The sequence below is a fragment of the Mesorhizobium sp. 113-3-9 genome (genome assembly GCF_016756515.1).
Classification (GTDB): domain Bacteria; phylum Pseudomonadota; class Alphaproteobacteria; order Rhizobiales; family Rhizobiaceae; genus Mesorhizobium.
In genome coordinates this window covers 2341968-2365084 of record NZ_AP023246.1, presented here as the reverse complement: position 1 = coordinate 2365084, position 23117 = coordinate 2341968, and the positions used below count along the sequence as shown (strand labels likewise).

General features: G+C 63.7%; 25 protein-coding genes. 14 read left to right on the top strand and 11 right to left on the bottom strand.

Features of this window, described 5'->3' with window-relative positions; all coding sequences use genetic code 11:
• Position 1: 1 nt before the first annotated feature.
• The 4 genes from MesoLj_RS11435 to MesoLj_RS11420 form a co-directional block, all read right to left on the bottom strand.
• Positions 2 to 802, bottom strand: coding sequence for an ABC transporter permease (locus MesoLj_RS11435; RefSeq protein WP_140771683.1), 801 nt, complete (start codon positions 800 to 802; stop codon positions 2 to 4).
• A complete protein-coding gene (locus MesoLj_RS11430) occupies positions 795 to 1715 on the bottom strand; it encodes an ABC transporter permease (protein ID WP_140771685.1) in 921 nt (306 codons plus the stop codon). The genes MesoLj_RS11435 and MesoLj_RS11430 overlap by 8 nt, the downstream gene beginning before the upstream one ends.
• Positions 1715 to 2809 carry an ABC transporter ATP-binding protein gene (locus tag MesoLj_RS11425; protein ID WP_140771687.1) on the bottom strand — a complete coding sequence of 365 codons (1095 nt, stop codon included), beginning with the start codon at positions 2807 to 2809 and terminating at the stop codon, positions 1715 to 1717. The genes MesoLj_RS11430 and MesoLj_RS11425 overlap by 1 nt, the downstream gene beginning before the upstream one ends.
• A gap of 139 nt (positions 2810 to 2948) precedes the next feature.
• Complete coding sequence (locus MesoLj_RS11420; RefSeq protein ID WP_202326044.1) at positions 2949 to 4628, bottom strand: amidohydrolase; 1680 nt, start codon at positions 4626 to 4628, stop codon at positions 2949 to 2951.
• A 259-nt stretch (positions 4629 to 4887) separates the two neighbouring features.
• Between MesoLj_RS11420 and MesoLj_RS11415 the strand changes: the two genes are divergently transcribed.
• Both MesoLj_RS11415 and MesoLj_RS11410 read left to right on the top strand, forming a co-directional pair.
• A complete protein-coding gene (locus MesoLj_RS11415) occupies positions 4888 to 5541 on the top strand; it encodes a TetR/AcrR family transcriptional regulator (RefSeq protein ID WP_140771690.1) in 654 nt (217 codons plus the stop codon).
• Between the two features lie 23 nt (positions 5542 to 5564).
• A complete protein-coding gene (locus tag MesoLj_RS11410) occupies positions 5565 to 6596 on the top strand; it encodes a histone deacetylase family protein (RefSeq protein ID WP_140771692.1) in 1032 nt (343 codons plus the stop codon).
• 70 nt (positions 6597 to 6666) lie between these two features.
• Here MesoLj_RS11410 and MesoLj_RS11405 read toward each other — a convergent pair whose 3' ends face one another.
• On the bottom strand, positions 6667 to 7860 hold the full coding sequence (locus MesoLj_RS11405; RefSeq protein WP_202326043.1) for a TMEM43 family protein: 1194 nt from the start codon (positions 7858 to 7860) through the stop codon (positions 6667 to 6669).
• A 507-nt stretch (positions 7861 to 8367) separates the two neighbouring features.
• Here MesoLj_RS11405 and MesoLj_RS11400 point away from each other — a divergent pair.
• Together MesoLj_RS11400 and MesoLj_RS11395 are read left to right on the top strand one after the other, a co-directional pair.
• Entirely contained in the window at positions 8368 to 9078 is a 711-nt protein-coding gene (locus MesoLj_RS11400; RefSeq protein ID WP_140771696.1) for a helix-turn-helix transcriptional regulator, read from the top strand.
• Entirely contained in the window at positions 9075 to 9845 is a 771-nt protein-coding gene (locus MesoLj_RS11395; protein WP_056578217.1) for a response regulator transcription factor, read from the top strand. The genes MesoLj_RS11400 and MesoLj_RS11395 overlap by 4 nt, the downstream gene beginning before the upstream one ends.
• A 185-nt stretch (positions 9846 to 10030) precedes the next feature.
• Here the strand turns inward: MesoLj_RS11395 and MesoLj_RS11390 are convergent, their stop codons facing one another.
• The 6 genes from MesoLj_RS11390 to motA all read right to left on the bottom strand — a co-directional run bounded on the left by MesoLj_RS11390 (position 10031) and on the right by motA (position 14989).
• Entirely contained in the window at positions 10031 to 10465 is a 435-nt protein-coding gene (locus tag MesoLj_RS11390) for a hypothetical protein (protein ID WP_140771698.1), read from the bottom strand.
• Positions 10462 to 11544 (bottom strand): flagellar biosynthesis protein FlhB, encoded by a 1083-nt coding sequence (gene flhB / locus MesoLj_RS11385; RefSeq protein ID WP_202326042.1) that lies wholly within the window; start codon positions 11542 to 11544, stop codon positions 10462 to 10464. The genes MesoLj_RS11390 and flhB overlap by 4 nt, the downstream gene beginning before the upstream one ends.
• A 116-nt stretch (positions 11545 to 11660) precedes the next feature.
• Positions 11661 to 12671, bottom strand: coding sequence for a flagellar motor switch protein FliG (locus tag MesoLj_RS11380; RefSeq protein ID WP_202326041.1), 1011 nt, complete (start codon positions 12669 to 12671; stop codon positions 11661 to 11663).
• 46 nt (positions 12672 to 12717) lie between these two features.
• Entirely contained in the window at positions 12718 to 13116 is a 399-nt protein-coding gene (gene fliN, locus MesoLj_RS11375; protein ID WP_140771704.1) for a flagellar motor switch protein FliN, read from the bottom strand.
• 17 nt (positions 13117 to 13133) lie between these two features.
• Positions 13134 to 14081, bottom strand: coding sequence for a FliM/FliN family flagellar motor switch protein (locus MesoLj_RS11370; protein ID WP_202326040.1), 948 nt, complete (start codon positions 14079 to 14081; stop codon positions 13134 to 13136).
• 32 nt (positions 14082 to 14113) lie between these two features.
• On the bottom strand, positions 14114 to 14989 hold the full coding sequence (gene motA / locus MesoLj_RS11365) for a flagellar motor stator protein MotA (protein WP_140771708.1): 876 nt from the start codon (positions 14987 to 14989) through the stop codon (positions 14114 to 14116).
• Between the two features lie 161 nt (positions 14990 to 15150).
• Between motA and MesoLj_RS11360 the strand changes: the two genes are divergently transcribed.
• The 10 genes from MesoLj_RS11360 (at position 15151) to MesoLj_RS11315 (ending at position 23114) form a co-directional block, all read left to right on the top strand.
• Positions 15151 to 16272, top strand: a complete 1122-nt coding sequence (locus MesoLj_RS11360) for a DUF1217 domain-containing protein (protein WP_202326039.1) — start codon at positions 15151 to 15153, stop codon at positions 16270 to 16272.
• Between the two features lie 2 nt (positions 16273 to 16274).
• Positions 16275 to 17000: a flagellar basal-body rod protein FlgF gene (gene flgF, locus MesoLj_RS11355; RefSeq protein WP_056578233.1), complete on the top strand. Its 726-nt coding sequence runs from the start codon at positions 16275 to 16277 to the stop codon at positions 16998 to 17000.
• A gap of 1 nt (position 17001) precedes the next feature.
• Positions 17002 to 18399 carry a flagellar protein export ATPase FliI gene (fliI, locus tag MesoLj_RS11350; RefSeq protein ID WP_202326038.1) on the top strand — a complete coding sequence of 466 codons (1398 nt, stop codon included), beginning with the start codon at positions 17002 to 17004 and terminating at the stop codon, positions 18397 to 18399.
• The gene (locus MesoLj_RS11345; RefSeq protein ID WP_202326037.1) at positions 18380 to 19258 is read left to right on the top strand and encodes a hypothetical protein; all 879 of its coding nucleotides are present in this window, start codon (positions 18380 to 18382) and stop codon (positions 19256 to 19258) included. The genes fliI and MesoLj_RS11345 overlap by 20 nt, the downstream gene beginning before the upstream one ends.
• A gap of 156 nt (positions 19259 to 19414) precedes the next feature.
• The gene (gene flgB / locus MesoLj_RS11340; RefSeq protein ID WP_202326036.1) at positions 19415 to 19795 is read left to right on the top strand and encodes a flagellar basal body rod protein FlgB; all 381 of its coding nucleotides are present in this window, start codon (positions 19415 to 19417) and stop codon (positions 19793 to 19795) included.
• 2 nt (positions 19796 to 19797) lie between these two features.
• The gene (gene flgC, locus MesoLj_RS11335) at positions 19798 to 20214 is read left to right on the top strand and encodes a flagellar basal body rod protein FlgC (RefSeq protein ID WP_140771716.1); all 417 of its coding nucleotides are present in this window, start codon (positions 19798 to 19800) and stop codon (positions 20212 to 20214) included.
• Entirely contained in the window at positions 20211 to 20534 is a 324-nt protein-coding gene (locus MesoLj_RS11330) for a flagellar hook-basal body complex protein FliE (RefSeq protein ID WP_202326035.1), read from the top strand. The genes flgC and MesoLj_RS11330 overlap by 4 nt, the downstream gene beginning before the upstream one ends.
• Before the next feature lie 10 nt (positions 20535 to 20544).
• A complete protein-coding gene (gene flgG / locus MesoLj_RS11325) occupies positions 20545 to 21333 on the top strand; it encodes a flagellar basal-body rod protein FlgG (RefSeq protein ID WP_140704515.1) in 789 nt (262 codons plus the stop codon).
• A gap of 6 nt (positions 21334 to 21339) precedes the next feature.
• Positions 21340 to 21876, top strand: coding sequence for a flagellar basal body P-ring formation chaperone FlgA (gene flgA, locus MesoLj_RS11320; RefSeq protein WP_202326034.1), 537 nt, complete (start codon positions 21340 to 21342; stop codon positions 21874 to 21876).
• On the top strand, positions 21873 to 23114 hold the full coding sequence (locus tag MesoLj_RS11315) for a flagellar basal body P-ring protein FlgI (protein WP_140771720.1): 1242 nt from the start codon (positions 21873 to 21875) through the stop codon (positions 23112 to 23114). Before flgA ends, MesoLj_RS11315 begins: the two co-directional genes overlap by 4 nt.
• Positions 23115 to 23117 lie beyond the last annotated feature (3 nt).

The following is a 23117-nucleotide window of genomic DNA, read 5'->3' as shown; positions in this document are numbered from 1 at the left end:
TTCAGTCTCGTTTCCTGCTGACAAAGAAAAACAACGTGACGATCGCGACCGAAAGCAGCAGGAAAGCGGTCGATATCGCGTTGATCTCGGGTGTAACACCACGGCGGATCTGGCCAAGCATGTAGGTGGGCAGCGTGTCCTGGCCGCCCGATTTGACGAATTCGGTGATGACGACATCGTCGAGCGAGATGACGAAGGCCAGCATCAGGCCGGCCAGGATGCCCGGCCACAGAAGCGGCAGCGTGATGCGGCGGAAGGTCTTCCACGGCGTTGCGTAGAGATCGGCCGCGGCACGCTCCAGCGTCAGGTCCATGTTCTCCAGCCGCGCCCGGATCGGTAGGTAGGCGAACGGGATGCAGAACGCCGTATGCGCGGCGATCAGGTAGCCGAGGCCGGAATAGCCGGTGAAGATCTTGATGCGCGAGAAGAAGATCAGCAGCGCAACGCCGGTGACGATCTCGGGCACCATCAGCGGCTGGTTGATCGCCGCGTATTTGAAGGTAAGGCCGGGATAGGAGGCGGTACGCGTGGTGGCGAGCGCAGCCATGGTGGCGAAGATCGTCGACAGCACCGCCGCGATGGCGCCGATCTGGAACGAGCGCAGCGTCGCGTCGATGACCTGCGTGTTCTGGTATGCCGACTGGAACCATCTCATCGAGAAACCGCCCCATTCGGATGTCGAACTCGCCGCGTTGAAGGCGTAGACGACCAGCACGATGATCGGCAGATAGAGCACGACGAAACAGGTTGCCGCGATCGCGGTGAAGCCAGGCTGGTGCTTGATGGAGAAGTTGCTAGCCATGACGCACCCCTGACTTGCCGGCATTGCGCACATAGGCGAGCAGCGCCACCATGACGATGATCATCACCGTGATCGACAGCGCCGAGCCAAGCGGCCAGTTGCGGCCCTGCCCGAACTGCAATTCGATCAGGTTGGACAGCATCATGTTCTTGCCGCCGCCAAGCACGCTTGGCGTCACATAGGCGCCGAGGGCTGGAATGAAGACAAGGATGGAGCCGGCGATGACGCCGGGTTTGACCAGCGGGAAAATGATCTTCCGCAGCACCTTGAAGCGTGTCGCGTAGAGATCATAGCCCGCCTCGACCAGGCGAAAGTCGAGCTTCTCCATGCTGGCGTAAATCGGCAGCACCATCAGCGGCAGGTAGACATAGGCCATGCCGATCAGGATCGCGGTGTCGGTGTAGAGGATCTGGATCGGCGCCGAGATGATGCCGAGCTTCAAAAGGATGGTGTTGATGATGCCTTCGTTGCGGATGATCTGCAGCACGGCGAAGGTACGGATCAGCAGGTTGGTCCAGAACGGGATGGTGATCAGGAACAGCCAGAGGTCACGGGTCTTTTCGCTGCGCGTGGCCATGAAATAGGCGGTCGGGAACCCGAGCGCCAAGGTCGCCAGCGTCGTTACCACCGCAAGCTTGATCGAGCGCCAGAAGATGGTGACATGCGCCGCCGCGAGCGAAAGCGTGTCGTCGAAAATATCGCGTTCCAGGAACACCGATGTCCATGCGTCGGACGAGAACTGCCATTTCACGTCGCCATAGGCGCCGGGCGTCAGGAACGAATAGACGAGCACGATAAGCAACGGGCCGGTGGCGGCGAGCAGGATGACCAGCAGCGCCGGCGCCGACAAAAGCCAGCGGTCACGGACATCGCGCCGTTCGGCGGCCTTGGCGACTTCTTCCGCGGTGGCCATCAGTCCCTCAGCACTTGCGCGGCGTCGTTGCCGATCAGGACGCCGACCTTGTCGCCGCGTTCGAAACCGCAGCCTGCGCTGCGCGTATTCTGCTGGCGCACGGTGAAGGCTTCGCCGCTGTCGAGTTGGACATGGATATGCGTGTCGGTACCGAAATAGACGATGTTTTCGACCGTGCCCGACAGGTCGCCCTTGTCCTTGGTCAGCTTGGCGTGCTCGGGCCGCACCACCACGGTGGCGTTGTCCTTCGGCTGGAACCCTTCGGCAACAGTGGCCTCGATGGTCGTGCCGGATTTTAGCGTCGCGCGCGCCTTGCCATTGCCGGCGCCCGATATGGCGGCGGTGAGGAAATTGGTCTCGCCGATGAAGTCGGCGACAAAGCGTTCCGCCGGCTTGTCGTAGATGTCCCAGGGCGAGCCGACTTGCAGGATCTTGCCCGACGACATCACCGCGATGCGGTCCGACATGGTCAGCGCTTCTTCCTGGTCATGGGTGACGAAGATGAAGGTGATGCCGGTTTCGTGCTGCAGCCGCTTCAACTCGATCTGCATCTCCTTGCGCAGCTTGTAATCGAGCGCAGAGAGCGGTTCGTCGAGCAACAGCACTTTCGGCTGCGGCGCGAGCGCCCGTGCCAGCGCCACGCGCTGCTGCTGGCCACCGGAAATCTGGGCCGTGCGGCGGCCCGCCAGCGCTTCCATCTTGACCAGCTTCAGCATCTCGGCGACGCGCGCCTTGATCTCGGCCTTGGGCTTGCCCAGCATCTCCAGGCCAAACCCGATATTGTCGGCCACGGTCATGTGCGGGAACAGCGCATAGGACTGGAAGACGGTGTTGACCGGCCGCTTGAACGGCGGCAGCGGCGCGATGTCCTGGCCGTAGAGCAGGATTTCACCGGCGGTTGGAAAGTCGAAGCCGGCGATCAGCCGCAAAAGGGTGGTCTTGCCGCAGCCGGAAGGTCCCAGCAGCGTGAAAAACTCGTTCTCGCGAATGGACACCGAGACCTTGTCGAGGGCAGCGACCTGCCCCTCACCCGATCCGAAAATTTTACTGACGTTTACTACTTCAATCGCATTCCGACCCGGTTTGTCCGGCACGATTACGCCTCACTGTTGACCCCGCTCTTGCTGGCGGAGCTGTTCCCCTGTTCGATGTGACCACACGCCCGGTAGGTTGGCAAGCCCGGCATTGAATCACAGTTCAGTCCGTCTTTAGCCAGCAAGCCTCATGCCATTGTCAGGCCTGATAGGTGATCTTGCCACCGCAGATCGTCGTCACCGGGCGCACCTTGTGCAGATCGGCCGGCGCCGTTTTCTCGATGTCATCAGACAAAACCACCAGATCGGCCATATAGCCTGATTTCAGCGCGCCTTTGCGATGTTCGGCGAATTCGGCATAGGCGCCCTCGACCGTGTAGGCGGCGATCGATTCCTGGAGCGAGAAACTCTGGTCCGGATCGCTTTCTGCCCACGGTTTGCGCATCACTGCCGCCTGAATGCCCAGGATCGGGTCGATCGGCGACACTGGCCAATCCGAGGCGAAGACGACACGCGCGCCGGCGTTCTTCAGGGTCCGCCAGGCATAGCTCAGCGGCCAGCGGGCCGGCCCGATCCGCGACACGGTCGGCTCGAGCGGGAAATCCATGGCGCCGGGCGGATGCGGCGGCTGCATCGAGGCGATGACGCCGAGTTCGGCAAAACGCGGCACGTCCGCGGTGGTGGTGACCTCGATGTGTTCGATGCGGTGACGGCTGTCGCGCTTGCCATTGGCTTTTTGCGCCGCCTCGTAGCCGTCGAGCACCGCACGCACCGCGCCGTCGCCGATCGAGTGGACGGCGATCTGCAGCCCACGCCTGTCGACGGCGACCGCCAGATCGATGAACTGCTGCGGCGTGAACAGCGGCTCGCCGACCCAGTCCGGACGGTCGGCGTAGGGCTCGACCATGACGGCCGTCCACGAATCGAGCACGCCGTCATAGAACACCTTGACCATGCCCGACGACAGCCACTCGCTGCTGTAGCGCTCGGCCATGACGGACGCCTTGTCGAGCATGTCGAGCGTCATGAAATTCTTGTAGTGGAAGGGGATCTGCACGCGGCAGGGCAAGCCCTCCTCGGCGTCGATCTCGGCCAGCAGTTCGAGCTGGTAGAGATTGCCGTCCATGTTCTGGATGGAGGTGATGCCGTGGCGCGCGCACCAGGCGAGGCCGCGCCGCATGATGTCGCGGTCGGCGGCGCGTTCGGCGGCCGAGGGCATCGGGTCCGGCTCGCCGCCGGTCGCCAGCCCCAGCCTCACCCGGCCCTCGCCGGCAAGATCGAGCACCGGACCGAAGGCCTCGCCCTCGCGCAATTCGCCCGCCGCCAGGCCATCGTCGCCCATGACGATCTCATTGCCCGGGCCAAGCGTGCGGCCATGCAGAATGCCGGCCAGTTCCAGCGCCTTGGTGTTGGCCCACATCGTGTGATGATCGGGCGCGGCCATGCAGAAAGGGCGGTCCGGCAGGATCGCGTCGAGATGGTGGCGCGTCACCCGCTCGCTGCCGAGCACCGTATAATCGACACCCTGCCCGACCAACATCGGGGCATTGGGCTTTTTCGATGCATAGTCGCGGATCGCCTTCTGCAGCGCCTCGAAGCCGTGGACACCGCCAAGCTGAAGATGCGCGAGTTCGGCCCCTCCCGAGAACAGATGCATGTGGGCTTCGATGAAACCGGGCAGGACCGAACCGCCCTTGGCGTCGATCACTTCTGTGGCCGAGCCCTTGAGCTCTTCGATTGCAGCGCGGCTGCCGATGGCGATGATGGCGCCGTCCTTGACGGCAACGGCCTCGGCAACGGGATTGCCTCCGTCCATGGTCAGCACACGACCATTGATGACGATCAGATCCGCATTGTGATCCGCACCCGTAACAGACATCGCGACTCCGCGCTTTTGATGACCGACTGACACCGACAACACCGCACCCAACGGTCTGCCGCTCCAGCGAAGCGGCGCCATGGGACAAAAAACAATGTCAGTACGCCGGCTCTGAAATTCCCCTTGTGATCTCAAGAGACAGCGTGGATAAAGAATGCGACTGATTATTCGCGTTTGTCAACATGCGGAATTTAGAATGTATTGTGGACAGCACCCCGCGCCTGTGTTGGGACCAGGCGGGGAACGAGGGCATCGAGCAGTGAAGCGCAGTCTCGACCGCAAGACCAGGATAGCGCTCGAGCCGCGCAAGCAGCCGCGGCAGCAACGGTCGAGCAGGGTTGTCGACCGGATTCTCGACGCGGCGCTGATCCTGACGCGAGAGCAAGGAACCAGGACGCCGACGACGCTCGCCATAGCGCAGCGCGCGGGCCTGTCGGTCGGTTCGGTCTATCAATACTTTCCCAACAAGGAAGCCATCCTTCTGGACCTCGCCCGGCGCTGGCTGTCCTCCTTTCCCGAGGTGATCGAGAAGCGCATCAAGGTCCCCCGGCCCACCAACCGCGATGAGTTCCGGCGCGAAGTTCGCAAGCTCTTCATCGACACATCCAGCATCTATCTCGAGAACGCGACCCTGATGCCGGTGATCGAGGCGATATCCGGCAACGCCGATCTCAGGCCGATCCAGGACGAATATGACGAGCAGATCATCGCGCTTTACGCAGCCTGGCTGCGGCATGTGAATCCTGCTCTCGAAGACAAGATCGCCAAACGGCTCGGCCTGGTGATGATGGAGGTCGGGCACGCCTGCCGGCTGGTCGGACTGAAGAGAGATCGCAGGACATTCGACCTCATCGAGGACGACGTCGAAGCCATGTGGCTGGCTCTGGTGAGCCCCTATCTCAACCTGGACTGATTTCGCATTTCGAGAGGAATTTCATGAAGACTGTCTATTCACCGCTTCATGCTGGCCATGCCGGCCAGATGGAACTGGTCACATCGGCCATCGTGCCGGGTTTCGAAAAACCCTCGCGTGCCGAATTCATCAAGGCGCGGGTGGAAAGCGAGAAGCTCGGTCCGATCGTCCTGCCGCTCGAGCACGACCTTGCCGCCGCCAAGCGCGTCCACAGGGCTGACTATATCGACTTCCTGCCGACGGTCTGGCCGCAATGGGTGGAATCCGGTTTCCAGGGTTCGGCGATGCCGTTCACCTGGCCGACGCGTGGCCTGCGCGGCGACGTGCCGCCAAAGCGCATCGACGCCCTGCTCGGCTATTATTCCTTCGACGGCGGCGCCACCTTCGTCGAAGGCACATGGGCAGCGATCAAGTCCTCCTACGACGTGGCGCTGACCGCGGCCGGCCTGGTCAAGGGCGGCGAAAGGTCTGCCTTCGCGCTCTGCCGCCCACCCGGCCACCATGCCGGCGCCGGCTTCATGGGCGGCTATTGCTACATCAACAACGCCGCCGTCGCAGCGCAATGGTTTCTCGACCAGGGCGCGGCCCGCGTCTCCATCCTCGACGTCGACTACCACCATGGCAACGGCACGCAGGAAATCTTCTACGACCGCGCCGACGTGCAGGTCCTCAACCTGCATGGCGACCCGATGGTCGAATATCCGTTCTTCCTCGGCCATGCGGACGAACGCGGCGCGGGCGCGGGCGAAGGTTTCAACATCAACTACCCCATGCCGTTCGGCACCGGCTGGGACGCATGGAACGCCTCGCTGGAGGATGCCTGCGCCAGGCTCGCTGCCTACGCGCCCGACATCGTCGTCGTCTCGCTTGGCGTCGACACCTTCGAGAAGGACCCGATCAGCCAGTTCAAGCTGAAGAGCGCGGACTATCCCAAGATCGGCCGCCGCATCGCCAAGCTTGGCCTGCCGACGCTGTTCGTCCAGGAAGGCGGCTACGCCGTCGAGGAGATCGGCATCAATGCCGTCGGCGTGTTGACCGGTTTCGAGGATCGGTAAGCCTGCAAACCCGGAGCGGATAACAACAGGCGAGAAAAGGGCGGCATATCAGCCCTTTTCTTTTCGCCAGCTACGTCGCGGCGCCGGCGCTCGGTGTCCCCATGGGTGCGGCAGCCTTGCGTGAACGGCCGAGATAATAGACCGCCGCCGCCGTGATGATACCGGCCGCCAATATGCCCGCGGCCAGAACCGGCCGATACCAGAACCAGGCAATCGCGATCGTCGTCGTGCCGACCAGGATCGCCAGGAAGAAGGCGATGATGCCGGTCCCCATCCGCGCCATGCTGCCGAGGAACGGGATGACGTCGAGGATCACGCCGATCGGGCTGAGGAAGAGCGCGAAACCGATCGTCAGCAACAGCAGGCCGGCGGCGCGCAGCAGCCAGGTGATCAGCGTGTTGGCGCTCACCGCCTCGGCGAACATCTTGTCGGCCGGCACCTGGCCGGTGTCGACCATCAGCAGCGCATCGCCGGCTTGCGTCTGGTATGGTTCGAACCGGCTGCCGGCCTGGCGCGCCACAATGCTGACGACGCCGAGCGGCGCCAGTTCGTAGCCGATGCGGTAGTCGCCCAGCGCGGGCGTTGTGTTGTCGCTGCCTAGATAGATCTTGCCATCAACGATGCTGAGCGGCTTCGTCCCGGTATAGGCGGCCTTGATCGCCGCCGACTGACTGGCCGACAGCGAATAAGCCTTGTCGCCGTCGATGCGATCCAGCACTGGCGTGTCCAGATCGAAGGCGACGAGCTTGCCTTGTGGTATCTGGAAGGCACGGCTGTGGATCGCCATTGGCGGATTCTGATGGCCGTCCGGCTTCTTGAAATCCGACGAGTCGATCTGGCTGTCGTCCCAGACCTTCGAATAGCTGTAGGTGGTCTCCGTCTCCTCGCCGCCGCCAAGCTTCTTGGTGGTCTCGGATTTGGACTCTTCCTTCCACTGGTACATCTCGACGTTGCGCGACAGACGCAGCCCTTGCGCTGCGATCCCGAAATCCGGATCGGACAGGCCGCTATCCGCAGTCACCGGCCCGCTGACATGCACCAGCTTTCCGTCATTGCCGGCATCGACGCTGTCGGCGTTGATCGAGACCACCGCGCCCGCCCCTTCGGCCAGCGAACGCGCCGTCTGCACCGCGCGGCCCTCGTTCCAGAACAGCCCGATCACCATCAGCACGATCAGCAGCAGACCGAAGATGACCCCGCCAACCGCCCGCTTGATCCGCCCGAACCACGAGACGGATGTGACTTCCCGAAATGAATCGCTCATCGCTTCCCCCGAAACAAAAGATGCCAGGAGCCCGCGTGCCACGGCTGCGGACAACCGTATCCGTCCTGCAGCTCACGAACTCGATTGCCGGAGGTGCCCACCCCTTCGGCGCTCGCGAATCTATCGCAACCTGCCGATCGCCGATATGGCCGGCTTGCGCAGTCCCGGTATTTTCACGCCGTCGAAGGCCGCGAAAATGGCCCCCTGAGTCGCGCCTGAGTCCATCGGATTCGATTTTGTCAAATCGCGTTTGATGTCAGATTCATCTACGGGTAGATTAGACCCGAATCAGCCGGTCCTCGGGGGGCGCGGCGACCACCCAAAGTCTCACGTTCCGGAATCTTCCGGCGCCAGACGCGGACGGCTTCGCGTTCCCTGAATGGATTCCGTCTGGTTGGGCGCGGCCCCGCGCCTCGTGTGTGTCTCGTAAAAGTAACGCGTTTTCGGGTTCGGCGGCTGGCTCTCCAGCATCCGGGCATCAGAAACGATTCCGGCCAAAAGCAACAAATGAGCAGTCCCGCCGCGCCTCTTCAATCCGACACATTGGGCTCGCGCCTGGCGTCGCGCGGTGATCTGACCAGCTTCTTCATGGAGTTGACCGCCGAGATCGGCGCTGACAGCTACATGCTGGTTGCCATCGTCCATGACCAGGACCGCAACGACGCGCGCATCGTCTCCTCCAACTGGATCTTCGACGCCATCGAACTGATCGGCAAGCGGCTGATCGCCGGCCTTGCCCAGGGCGCGCTCACCGTCGCGCCCGGCATCCGGCCCAGACCGCTGGTGGCGGCACAGGCGCCCGACGTCGACGGGCTGGTCTCCGGCGAAGAGGCCCGTCTCCTCGACGTGCTCGGCCATGCCGAGATCTATTCGCTCAGGCTGAATGTCGGCCGCCAGCGCCTGTTTGCTCTGTTCTCGGCGGCGACATCAGGCCAGATCGATCAGCCGGCGCTGATGAAGGCGCAATTGAAATGCTGCTACGCGCTCTCGCACATTCCGCAGCTGATCGCCGCCGCGGCCATGCAGGATCCGCTGTCGGATCGTGAGCGCGAATGCCTGTTCTGGGTTTCGGAAGGCAAGACCACCGATGAAGTGGCGGTCATCCTTGGCGTCTCCTCCAACACCGTCAACAGCTACATCACCCACGCCATCCAGAAATTCGCGGCCAGCAACCGTGCGATGGCCATCGCCACGGCGATCAGGAGTGGCATCATTTGAAACAGGCCGACATCAAGGACGCCGCGGAGGCGATCTTCAACGATCAGCGCAGCCCCTTCGGCGCCTTCTCGCTCGGCTCCGAAACACATCACGCCGTCACCATTCCCGATGCCGTGCGCCGCTGCCGGTGGATCGCGGTCGATATCAACGCCTCGGCCTTCGGCCTGTTCTTCGTCAGCCCGTCGCCGGAACGCGCACGGCTGGTCCCGTGTTTCGATTCCGACTATCCCGGCATCGCCGTGGCGACGAAGTTCATCTCGGGCGCCAATGGCGAGGAGATCGTGCGCCACACCCACAACTCGACGGAGCCACGCTGGTGGACGGATGACGGCGTCGCCGCGATGACCGAGACGTTCGGCAATCTCGCCTGGACCGAGCAGATGGCGCCGCTGGCGCCCGGCACCAGCGGCATCGCCTTTCCTGTCCATGCCGATCGCGGTCAGTGCGGCCTTGTCGTCTTCCTGGGGTCGGAGATCGCGCTGCCGCAGGATGCACTCTACGAAATCCACGCCCGCTGCTTTTCCCTGTTCGCCGCGGTCGCCCGCATCCGTCCGGGTGACACCGGCAGGATGCGTGCCATCTCCAAGCGCGAGTTGGAGTGCCTGAAGCTAACCGCCAACGGCAACACCAGCGAGGAGATCGCTCGGCTCCTGAAGCTGTCGGTGCACACAGCCAATCAGTATCTGACCCAGTCGACCCAGAAGCTCAACGCCGTCAACCGCAACCAGGCGGTCGCCAAGGCGCTGCGGCTCGGCCTGATCGAATAATGAAACGATGAGGCGCTCAACGTCTGTTGAGATTGAGACCCGGCCGAGCCGCGATCGAAGACGGGCGCGAAGCGACCAAACCGGTGGATAACGAGAGCCGGAGCGGAGCGTAGGCTTGGGTATGTGAGCACCCGAAACACGGGGAGCCCTTTTGCAGACCGGTCTCGCCGGACCCGCGACAGACCTCAGAAAGCCATGGGCTCCACCTTGCGGATACGGGCCTCTTCGATCACCGCTTCCAGCAGCGCCGTATTGTGCTCGGGATCCTCGCCAGGCTTTTCGAACGACACGTAATTGACCACGACCGAGTTACCGGCCTCGCTCAGCGTCAGCTGGAAATAGACGGTCACTCCGGGTGGCCGCAACTCCAGATCGAGCACGATGCGCGGGCTGCCGCTCCAGTCGACATGCGCCTCGCCGCCGTGGCCGAGCCTGAGCGTGCCGGGCATGAAGAACAGCTCCACCGCTGAATCGACCAGGTCCGACAGGCACGCGAAATGCTCCAGCCGGATGAAGGCGATATAGTCGGCGACATCGATCAGCCGCAATTCGCCAACCACCTGCTCGATGGCGTTGGCGACGATGATCTCGCGGGATTTTGCGTGCGGTTGGCGATTCATGAAATCTGTCTGCGCTCAGCCTTTTTCGAGTAGACGATCCGCACCAGTTCGGCGACGGCCTGGTAGAATTGCGACGGGATCACATTATCGACCGAAACTTGCTTGTACATGGAGCGGGCGAGCGCCACGTCCTCGAAGATCGGAATGTTGTGCTCCTTCGCGATCTCGCGGATTTTCAGCGCCACCAGATCCTGCCCCTTGGCCACCACGAGCGGCGCCGCATCCTCGTCGCGCACATATTTCAGGGCGATCGAGAAGTGGGTCGGGTTGGCGATGATCAGCGTCGCGCGCGGCACCGCCGTCATCATTCGCTTGCGCGCGCGGTCGCGCGCCAGCGAACGCAGCCGGGACTTGACGATGGGGTCGCCCTCGGACTGCTTGAACTCGTCCTTGACCTCCTGCTTGCTCATGCGCAGGTCCTGCCTCCAGTGGAAGCGCGACCAAACGATGTCGATTGCCGCGATCAGCCCCATGACGAAGACGATCGCCACCAGTATGTCGACCGCGATGCCGCGGATGACGAGACCGAAGGCGACTGGATTGGTGATCATCCCGGCGAGCAGCTTGCGGTGATCCTCCGACAGCGTGAAGGTGAGCACGGCGATGGCGAAACCGACCTTTGCCAGGGATTTCAGGAACTCGACCCAGCCCTGGGCACCGAACATCCGGTTCCAGCCCTTGGTGATCGAAATACGCGAAAGCTGCGGCCTGATTCGCTCGCCGACGAATTGCGGCATGTTCTGGAGCACCGAGGCACCGATACCTGCGACGGTCAAAAGCACCAGCAGGCTGACGATCGCGCGGCCCACTTCCAGCATGACAATCTTGTAGAGCTCGATGACATCGGTCTCGGTGTCCATCGGCCAGGCTTCGGGCTTCTCGAGGAACATCGACAGGAACATGCCGAGATTGATGACCGCGTCCTTGGCATAGAAGACGGTGAACACCAGTATGGCGACGAAGGAGGCCAGGATCGCGGTTTCCCTCGAATGGGGCAGCTTGCCCTGCTCGATGGTGTCGCGGATCTTCTTCTCCGTCGCCTCTTCGGTTTTCGAGTCCTTGTCGGTCGCGTCGGACATAATTTAGAGCATGACGCCGAAAAGTGTGGGGCAGCTTTCGGATGACATCATGCTCTAATCCTTTGATTTAGAGGCAGATTCAGACTTCAGTCGATTCGACCTGAAGTCATCCGGCTCTAGGCGGCGTTCTGCGTCGACGGAAGCTCGAATGCGCCTTCGCGCGACAGCCGGATCGTCGTCGACACGATCGTCTTGCGCGCCGCCATGATATCGGCGAGGGGTACCCCCTCCGAACCCTGTCCGAGTTCGGCCTCGATCATGCGTCGCGACCGTGCGCCGATGGCCGACAGGACCGCTTCGGCGAGTGCCGCCGAGGTGCCGCGCAGCGCCAGCGTGACGAGCTCGGTCGACAGTCCGTCGAACAGCAGCACGCGCGCCTTCTGCGTGAGCAATGGCAGGTCGTCGAAAGCGAAAAGCCTTGCCCGCACACCGTCGAGATCGGGCGTGCCGGCGGCCTCCAGATCCTGCATGACCTCCTCGAGCAGCGGCTTGTCCAGCTCGTTGAGCACGCTGGCGACGCGCGCTTGTCCCGCCGACGTGTCCTTGGTCGAGGTTTCCGCCAGCACGCTGGCGCGCAGCCGGTTCTCGACGATCCTGGCGGCGGCGTCCGGAACGTTGGCCATCGTCACCATGCGCTTGATGATTTCGCCGCGCATCGGCTTCGTCAGTGTCAAAAGCACGCTCGCCGCCGCTTGCGGCGCCAGCTTCGACAACACCATGGCCGCCGTCTGCGGATGTTCGCCGGCGAGGAAGGAGCCGAGCCGCGAGGGTTCGAGCTTTTCAAGATCCGGCCAGATCGGCGGTGGCCCTTCCGGCGCCGCCTCCGGTTTCTTGTTGCCCATGATCGCGTTCATCTCTTCGGGCGACAGGGATTCGTTGAGGATGGTGTCCATCCTGTCGGCGGAATCGAGCAGGCCGGCACCCTCGGTGAATTCGGCCTCGAATTCTGCGACGATGCGCTCGAGATCGCTTTGCGGAATGGTTCTCAATAGCCGAGCGCCCTCGATCAGCGCCTTCAACTCTTCCTGCTTGAAGAATTTCAACAGGCGGCTGGCGGATGGCTTGCCCATCGCCACCAATATGGCGGCGGCCTTCTGCGCGCGCGTCAAGGTCGTCAGCGGTGTCATGCTGCCTCTCGCCTCCGCTGCAACCGGCAAGCCCCACCAGCCATGTCTAGGCGCCCTTCGTGCCGGCGATGATTTCAGTCAGCCTGATGCCGAAGCGCGACGGATCGCTTTCGAGCACCGTGATCTCGCCGCGCGCGATCTTGCGGCCATTGACCACGACGTCGACTGGCTCGCCGATGCGGCGGTTGAGCGCCACCGTCGAGCCCTTCTGCAGCGCCATCAGGTCGGAGACCGGCATCTCGGTGCTGCCGAGGATGATCTGGACATCGACCGGGATGTTCATGATCACGTTCGAATTGGCCGATGAAGCGGCCCTGAACGCCGCGTCCGGACGTTGCTCCTCTTCATGCAGGACGCCGCGCAACTCCTCAATGGCACGGTCGAGCTGCTCGTCGGGCTGGTCGTCTGGTTGATCGAGGGCGGCTTCCACCTTGGTCTTGGCCATGCGTCGTCTCCAAATGCTCAGGCACGCCCGGCGGAAGCCGGCATCAGCCCATCGATAAAGTCCTGACCGGCATCGTAGGGATGCTTGATCCGGACGGTGTAATTTTGCCCCAGCTTGCCGAACTCGCACACGAACAACGTCTTGCCGCGCGCGCCGAGGCGTGCCCGCGACTGTGCCGTTTCCTCGAATTCGATGACCTGGCCGATTTCGAAATCGGCGAGGTCGCCGAGTGTCAGGCGGGCCAGCGGCATGGTGGCCTCGAGTTCCACGGTGGAGCGCATCACCTCTTCCGAAAAGCGCTGGCGCCAGCTCGCGCTCTGGTCGTCCTCGCCGCCGGCGGCAGCGCCATCGCGGCTGGCCAGAACGACACGCTGCGGCATCGTCACCGTGACGGTGCCGCTGTCCACCGGTGTCGAGATACCAAAGACGATGCGGACCGCCGCGCCGTCGCGCAGCACGTGCCGCTTCGCCTCGGTGCCCGATGCCGCCCGCGGCACGGGAAGGCGCAGGTCGAGCGAGCGCCGTCCCGATCCGTTGAGGGCTTGCGCGACCTGCTGGAACACCATGGTCGAGACATCGATCTCGATCTGCGACAGATCGCGCTCTATCGGCGATGCCGGCATCTCCGGGTCGCCGCCGAACAGCGTGCAGACCGCGATCGCGATCGCCGGTGCATCGATCACCAGGGTCATGGCATCGGAGGACATGGACGACGCGACGACAGTCATGGCGAAGGTATCGCCAGCGCGCGATCGTGCCTCCGAGACGCGGCTCACCTCGACGGCCCTGAGATCGATGGTGACCGGGACGCCAAGCTCACTGGTCAGGCTCTTCTGCAGCAGCGGCGCGGCGCGCTCGGCCATGCCGCGGCCGGTGCCGATGACCTGGCCCGCCTCGCCGCTGTCGCCGACCAGGCGCTCGATGATCAGCGAGCGGACCTCCGAGGGGCTGCCCGGACTGGTCATGACAGTGCTGGTACCAAGCTGTCGCGCATCGCTCAGGCGGCCTTCTTCTCGGCGGAAGCGGTGTTCATCGTGCTCTGCTCGACGGCATCGATCGTCGGCCGTTCATAGGATGAGATGGTCTTGCGGCCGAACTCGATCGCCACCTGCGGCAGCGCGCCGTTCATGTAGGCGAGCAGCGTCTGCTTGACGATGATGTAGAGGCGGTTCTTCTTCTCGCGCACCGTCTTGATCTTGGTGGCCACGGGCCCGACCACGGCATAGGACAGGAAGATGCCGAGGAAGGTGCCGACCAGCGCGGCGCCGATCAGGCCGCCGAGGATTTCCGGCGACTGGTCGAGCGCGCCCATCGCCTTGACCACGCCCAGCACCGCGGCGACGATGCCCAGCGCCGGCAGGCCGTCGCCGACCGCGACCAGCGCGTGATAGGCCTTCATCTTGTCGCTCTTGATAGTCTGGATTTCTTCATCCATCAGCGCCTCGATCTCGTGCGAGCGGGCATTGCCGATGATGATGATGCGGCAGTAGTCGCAGATGAAGGCCATCAGATCGTGATTCTTGAGCACCGTCGGAAAGGCCTGGAAGATGGCTGATTCTTCCGGATTGTCGATATGCGCCTCGACCTCGCTGCGCGACTTCGAGCGCAGTTCGCGCATCAGGCTGTGCAGCACGCCGAGCGTTTCCAGATAATCCTGTTCCTTCGGCACCGCCTGCTTGAAGGCTTCCAGAATGCCCTTGCCGGTATCCTTGACTGTCTTCATCGGATTGGCGACCAGGAAGGTGCCCAACGCAGCGCCGCAGATGACCACGGCTTCCCAGGGCTGGACCAGCACGTGCAGATGCCCGCCCATGGCCATGAAGCCGCCGAGGACGCAGCCGAGCGTCACCACAAGTCCGATCAGAATGCCCACGGCAGGTCCTTCCGCATTTCACACCAGGTGCAAGGGATAGTCCCCGTGCCTTGTGTGAGGCTTGAATCCGAGCTGCCGTGGAACCGAATGTCAGGGCGATTCAGTTTCGCGCAAGGAAGTGCGGCTATTGTGCCGGCATAGCTTCGGCCGGAGGCACGTTCTTGCTCAATACCTTTACCAGCTACCAGTTGATCACCAAGGACATCAACAAGTCTATCGACCGCATCGAGCAACAGCCGACGGTTGATCGCGACACCAAATATTATCTCGCCAACATCACCAAGGTGAAATCGATCGACGATTTCGTCAACAATGACCGGCTGTTCAAATATGCCATGAAGGCCTACGGGCTGGAGAACATGGACTACGCCAAGGCCTTCATGGTCAAGGCGCTCAAGGAAGGTGTCACCGACCCCAACAGTTTCGCCAACAAGCTGACCGACAAGCGCTATGCCCAGTTCGTCAGCGCCTTCAATTTCGCCGCCAACGGCGCCGACGCCACCATCTACAACAAGGCGCAGCAGCTGGTGACAAAGAACTACGCCACGCAGGCTCAGATCGCCGGCGTCGATCCGAATTCAGACTATGTGAAGGGCGAGACGACGTATTATCTCGCCAACATCACCAAGGTGAAGTCCATCGACGACCTGATGTCGAACGACCGGCTCTACACCTATGCACTGGCGGCGTTCGGTCTCGATTCGGCGACCGAGGACAAGGACCTCATCAAACAGGTCCTGCAGGGTGGCGTGCGCGACCCCGACAGCGTCGCCAACAAGCAGACGGATCCGGCCTACGCGGCACTGGCCTCGGCCTTCAATTTCGAGCAGTACGGCGAGAACGCCACCACCATCAATGCGGCGCAACAGCCGACCGTCGACAAATACATGCGCCAGACGCTGGAGGAGGATGCCGGCAAGACCAATGAGGGCGTGCGGCTGGCGCTCTATTTCCAGCGCAAGGCGCCCGACATCACCAGCTGGTACGACGTGCTGGCCGACACGGCGCTCGCCAGCGTCGTTCGAACCGCGCTGGGCCTGCCCGATTCCTTCGCCACCGCCGACATCGACAAGCAGGCGCAGTTGTTCGAGCAGAAGCTCAACCTCACTGATTTCACCGATCCCGCGAAGCTCAGCAAGTTCCTGACGCGCTTCACCAGCATGTACGAGATCAACAACCCGACCTCGACCGCGGTGTCGTCCATCAGCGTGCTCTTTGCCAAGCCAGTCACGTCGGGCATCTCCACCGACCTGATGATGGCCATGCAGAAGTTGAAGTTCTGACCATGCAAGACAGTCTCTACGTCGCCCTTTCTGCGCAGATGGCGCTCGAGCGCCGGCTCGACACGATCGCCGACAATGTCGCCAACGCCAACACCGTGGGCTTCCGCGCCACCGGCGTGAAATTCGAGGACGTTGTGTCGGGCACCGGGCAGAAATCGGTATCCTTCGCCTCGTCCGGCAAGACCTATCTTTCCGGTGCCCACGGATCCCTGACCGAGACCGGCAATCCATTCGATTTCGCCATCCAGGGCGACGCCTGGTTCGCCATCGACACGCCGGCCGGCACCGTCATGACCCGCGACGGCCGCTTCTCGATGAACGAGAATGGCGAGCTGATGTCGATCGAAGGCCATCCGGTGCTCGACGCCGGCGGCGCGCCGATCCAGCTCGACCCCCGCAACGGCCCGCCCAAGGCCGGCGCCGACGGCTCGCTGCGCCAGAACGACCAGCTTGTCGGCTCGATCGGCCTCTACAATTTCGACCCGGGCGAGAATTTCGTGCGCTACGGCAATTCAGGCATCGTGCCTTCGCGCACCCCCGATCCGGTCACCGATCGCTCCGATGTCGGCATCGCCCAGGGGTTCGTCGAGGAATCCAACGTCAATCCGGTGATGGAGATGACCCGCCTGATCATGGTCCAGCGCGCCTTCGAGAACACCGCCGCCCTGATGCGGCAGACGGATTCCTCCACCGACGAGGCGATCAAGACGCTCGGCTCGAAGTCGTAGCATGCCGATCGGCCAGCCCTCCATCCGCGCACCCGAAATTCAGCTCCAGCCGGCGCCGGAAGATCGGCTTGCCGCGTTGGAGCGGGTATGGCGCCGCTTCAGCAGCGCCGATGGGCTGGTCAAGCGTGGCGGTCTGGTCACCGAAGTCACGCCCACGCATTACAAGGTGCGCGGTGTTTCCGATTTCGCCAGGCTGGGCGACATCGTCGAGCAGCGCGGCCAGGCCGGCACGCGCCGTGGCGAGATCGTCAAGATCAGCCGCGACGAGGTTGTCATCGCTCCCTTCGAACGCAGCGCCGACGCCGGTATCGGCGATGCCGTGTTCCGCAGGGGTCCGCTCGCGGTGGCGCCGCACGCCTCATGGCGCGGACGTGCCATCGACGCGCTCACCAGGGCGATCGATGGTGGCCCGCCGCTGATCAGGGGCGACGACATGTCGGGCGGCACCACGCCCGGTGCCATGGCACGGCAACGCGTCGGCACCGCCTTCATGACCGGCGTCAAGGTCATCGACATCTTCACGCCGCTCTGCTTCGGCCAGCGCATGGGTGTCTTCGCGGGCTCGGGCGTCGGCAAGTCGACACTACTCGCCATGCTCGCCGGCGCAGACGCGTTCGACACCGTCGTCGTCGCGCTGATCGGCGAACGCGGCCGCGAAGTCCGCGAATTCCTCGAGGACACGATCGGCGACAGCATGGCCAAGACCGTGGCCGTCGTCGCCACCAGTGACGAGAGCGCCATGATGCGCCGGCGCGCGCCCGACACAGCCATGCGGGTCGCCGAGCACTTTCGCGACCAGGGCCATCGCGTGCTCCTGGTGCTGGATTCGATCACCCGCTTCGCCCATGCCTTGCGCGAGGTGGCCACAGGCACTGGCGAGCCGCCGGTCGCGCGCGGCTATCCCGCATCGGTTTTCACCGAACTGCCCAAGCTGCTCGAGCGCGCTGGGCCTGGCGCGGAAGGCAAGGGCTCGATCACCGCCATCATTTCCGTGCTGGTCGACGGCGATGACCACAACGATCCGGTCGCCGATTCCGTGCGCGGCATCCTCGACGGCCATGTCGTGCTCGACCGCACGATCGCCGAGCAGGGCCGCTATCCACCGGTCAATCCGCTGTCGTCCATATCGCGCCTGGCCGGCAAGGCCTGGAGCATCGAACAGCGCGCCTTGGTGACGCGGCTGAAATCGATGATCTCCCGCTTCGAGGACACGCGCGACATTCGCCTGCTCGGCGCGTATCAGGGCGGCGCCGACGCCGAGCTCGACATCGCCGTGCGCCAGGTGCCGCTGATCTACGAGGCGCTGACGCAATCGCCCAGGGACCGCCCTTCGGCCGATCCGTTCTCCGATCTTGCCCGCCATCTCAAGGGAAAGCTGAATGCCGAACCAGGAGACTGAACGCCAGTATACCGAGCGCATCCTGAGCGAGATGCTTGCCGAGGCGAAGGCAGCCGAGGAAGCGCGGGCCGAGGAAGAGAGAAGCGCCAAGGCAAAGGCCGCCAGCGCCATAGCCGCCAAGACCGCGGCTGTGCTGGCCAGGGCCGCCAAACCCGCTCTACCCAGAGCCAAGCCGGCTGTGCCCAGATCAGAGCCGGATCTCCCCAGATTCCAGCCTGTTCTTGCTCAGACTGCGGTGCCCGCCATGCATGCGGTTCCCCGCGTCGAGGCTGCCGAGGCGACGCAGGCAAGCCGCGAATCGTTGATTGACGGCCTGTTTCCCGTCACCGAATGGCCGCAGCCGCCAAAGCCGCAATTTCCAAAATTGGCCAGGAAGGCAGACCGGCGGAGCGACTTCGTCATCGCCGCGCTCGGCGTCACGCTCGGCCTGATCTGCGCCCTGTTTCCCTGGTATATCTTCTTCAACCAGGACCAATTCGGCGTTCAGGCGATCAAGTTTGGCGGCACCGGCACCAATTCGGGACGCGAGGGCGGCGGCGTGGTCGCCGAGCGCAGCGCGCCGCTGACGACCAGGGATGTTCCCAACACCAGCATCGATCTGTTCGCCACCGGAACGGTGCCGGATGGCGCCACGCCGGCACAGCCGCCCGGCGACCAGCCCTTCCCCGCCGATGTCGCGAAATTCCGCATGGTTCATGTCGCCAACGGCCGCGCCATGATCGAGGACGATACCGGCCTGTGGATGGTTCAGCGCGGCTCGACATTGCCGGACTCGAGCACGGTCTCGTCGATCGAGCAACGCAACGGCAAATGGGTCATGCTGACCAGCACCAACCAGGTGATCCCGCTTTCCCGGTAAGGCCGTCGCGGTTGTGCCCTGCCCTGGATCAAGGAGAGAGGGCATGATGTCGACCGAAAACCGGCTCACGCTTTTCGGCGTCATGCACTAGCCGCTGTCCGCAAGGTCCGCGCAAGACTGGCGGCCTAGTCTTTGGGCACATGCCCGGAGATTCCCATGGAGCCTGTTTCCCTTTTCGATCTCGCCGCCAAGCAAGCGCAGTGGCTTTCCGTGCGCCAGTCGGCGATCGCCGGCAACATCGCCAACGCCAACACGCCGGGCTACACGGCAAACGATGTCGAACCCTTCGAGAAGGTGCTCGACCGTACCGCGGTGTCGCTGCAGGCCACCGAGGCCGGCCATCTCGGCAGCGCGGCGACCAATGCCGGCTTCACCATCAAGCCGCAGGAAGATGACGGCGTGGTCATGCCGTCCAAGAACACCGTCGTGCTTGAAGACCAGCTTCTCAAGGCCGGCGAAGTACGCCGCTCCTTCGAACTCAACACGGCGATCGTCAAGGCCTTCCACTCGATGATGATGATGGCGGTGAAGAGCTGATCATGGACGCGCTGACCGCAGCCCTGAAAGTCGCAGCATCCGGCCTCGGCGCCCAGTCCGAGCGCCTGCGCGTGGTTTCGGAAAACCTCGCCAATGCCCAGTCGACCGGCACCACGCCCGGCGCCGACCCCTATCGCCGCAAGACCATCAGCTTCGTCTCCGAACTCGACCGGGCGTCCGGCAGCTCGACGGTTGAAGTGAACTCGATCGATCGCGATCCGAGTAATTTTCCCATCGAATTCCAGCCCGGCAACGAGGCCGCCGACGAGAAGGGCTACGTCAAGATGCCCAATGTCAACGTGCTGATCGAAATGGCCGACATGACCGAGGCCAACCGCTCCTACGAGGCCAATCTGCAAGTCGTGAAGCAGGCGCGGGACCTCATTTCAATGACCATCGACCTGATGAGGAACCAATGATCGTGAATGGCGTCGGTGCGCTTAACCTGAAGCCCGGACTGGGCGACACGGCGACGGACCTGCTTCAGGGCGGTGTCGCGCCGGCCACGGCCGGCAACCTTGGCACCTCCTTCGCGGAAGCGGTGAGCCAGGCGGCGTCCAAGACCGTCAACACGCTGCAGAATGCCGAGCAGGTGTCGCTGCAGGCGCTCAAGGGCGATGCCGATACCCGCCAGGTCGTCGATGCCGTGATGAGCGCCCAGCAGGCGCTTCAGACCGCCGTCGCCATCCGCGACAAGGTCGTTTCGGCCTATCTCGAAGTCAGTCGCATGGGCATCTGAGGAGTAGGTCATGAAAGCACTCGCCATCGCCGCCACCGGCATGAATGCCCAGCAGACGAACCTGGAAGTCATCGCCAACAACATCGCCAACATCAACACCACCGGCTACAAGCGTGCCCGCGCCGAATTCTCCGACCTGCTCTACCAGGTCGACCGCACGCAGGGCGTGCCCAATCGCTCCAATGCCTCGCTGGTGCCGGAGGGCGTCTCGATCGGCCTCGGCGTCAAGACGACCGCCGTGCGCAACGTGCACACACAGGGCGAACTGACCAGCACCGGCAACAGTTTCGACATGGCGTTGACCGGCAGGGGCTGGTTCCAGATCGAGGGCGCCGATGGCGGCACGCTCTACACCCGCGCCGGGGCCTTCAACACCAACGCCACCGGCCAGCTGGTGACGGTGGATGGCGCCAGTGTCATTCCGGCCATCACCGTGCCGGTCGACGCCGTCGAGGTCATTGTTAACAAGACCGGTCAGGTCTTTGCCCGCATCGACGGCCAGACCGACCTGCAGAATCTCGGCCAGCTCCAGATCGTCAACTTCGCCAACGAGGCCGGCCTCGCACCGCTCGGCGACAATCTGTTCCAGGAAACGACGGCCTCCGGCCCGGCCAATGTCGGCGTGCCCGGCGACCCCGGCTTCGCCACCATCCAGCAGGGCTATCTCGAGGCTTCCAACGTCGACCCCGTCAAGGAAATCACCGAGCTGATCTCGGCGCAGCGCGCCTATGAGATGAATTCCAAGGTGATCCAGGCCGCCGACGACATGGCCTCGGTCGTCTCCAAGAACATCAGGTAACGGATGATGGTCATGCCGATCTCCTGCTCCGCATTCCGCCGCACCGCGCTGATCCTTGCGCTGGTGGCCGGCGGCATGCCGGCTTTCGCCCAGGAATCGGCAAATCAGTCGGCAAATCAATCGGCGACGCAGATCGCCAGCAATCAGACTGCCGGCGAGGTCGTACTGATCCCCAACCGGGTCATCTATCCCGGCGAAACGATCGAGCTTACCGCCCTGAAGCAGGTGACGCTGATCCCGGGCAAGCACAAGCCCGAAGCGATGGCGACCCGCACCGAGGAGCTTCAGGGCAAGATCGCCAAGCGCACGCTGCTGCCCGGCCGCTACATCCCGACCGCCGCTATCCGCGAGGCCTGGCTGGTCGAACAGGGTGCCGCGGTGCAGGTCTTCTTTGTCGCTGGCGGACTGACGATCACCGCAACCGCCGTGACGTTACAGCCAGGTTCGGCCGGCGACCTCATCAAGGTTCGCAACAGCGACAGCGGCAAGATCCTCTCCGGCACGGTGATGGCCGACGGAACCATCCAGGTCAGCGCTTCATGATGCGCCCGCTTGCCCTTCTGCTCGCGGCCGCGCTGGGCCTGCAGCCGGCGCTCGCCGACGGCCTGACACCCAAGGCCAAGCGCGATCTCGCCGCCAAGAATGGCGGCGTCTACGACGATCCGGAATATAATCCGGCGACCACCACCCGCATGTTCCGCGTCTCGCCCGGGCCAAGCTCGCTGCCGCCCGGCCAGGTCGCCTCGCGCATCAAGGACATCGCCCAGCTGCAGAGTTCGCGCGACAACCAGCTGGTCGGCTACGGCCTCGTCATCGGGCTCGCCGGGTCCGGCGACAGCCTGCGCAATTCGCCGTTCACCGAGCAGTCTATCCGCGCCATGCTCGAAAATCTCGGCATCGCCACCGAAGGCGGCAGCGCGCGCGCCAAGAACGTCGCCGCCGTCATCGTCACCGCCAACATGCCGCCCTATGTGCAGTCGGGCGCCCGCATCGACATCGACGTCTCTTCGATGGGCGACGCCACCTCGCTTACCGGCGGCACGCTGATCATGACACCGCTGAAAGCGGCGGATGGCGAGATCTACGCCGTCGGCCAGGGCGCGGTGATCGTTTCGGGTTTCACCGCCCAGGGTCAGGCCGAGCAAGTGACCCAAGGCGTGCCGACCGCCGGCCGGGTGCCGAACGGCGCCATCGTCGAGCGGGAGGTGAAAGCCGAATTCGACGACCAGTCGACGCTGACGCTGCAATTGCGCAACCCCGATTTTTCGACCGCCATCCGCATCGCCGACGCGATCAACGACTACACCAGCCAGCGCTTCGGCATGCGCGTGGCGGCCGAGCGCGATTCCCGCACCGTCCAGATCAGACGGCCGAAGAGCGTTTCGGCGGCCCGCTTCTATGCCGAGATCGAGAACCTAGTGGTCGAATCCGATACGCCGGCCCGCGTCGTCATCGACGAGCGCACCGGCACCATCGTCATCGGCAACGACGTCAAGATCTCTCGCGTCGCCATCAGCCATGGCACGCTGACGGTGCGCATCACCGAAGCGCCGCGCGTCGTGCAGCCCGAACCCTTCTCCAAGGGTGAAACCGCCGTCGAGCCGTTCACCGCCATCGACGTCAGTCGGCCCAACGCCCGCGTCGCCGTGCTTGACGGCCCCGACCTGCAAACCCTCGTTTCCGGCCTCAACCGCCTCGGCGTCAAGCCGGATGGCATCATTGCCATCCTGCAAGGCATCAAGTCGGCCGGCGCCCTGCAAGCCGATCTGGTTCTCCAATAGGCG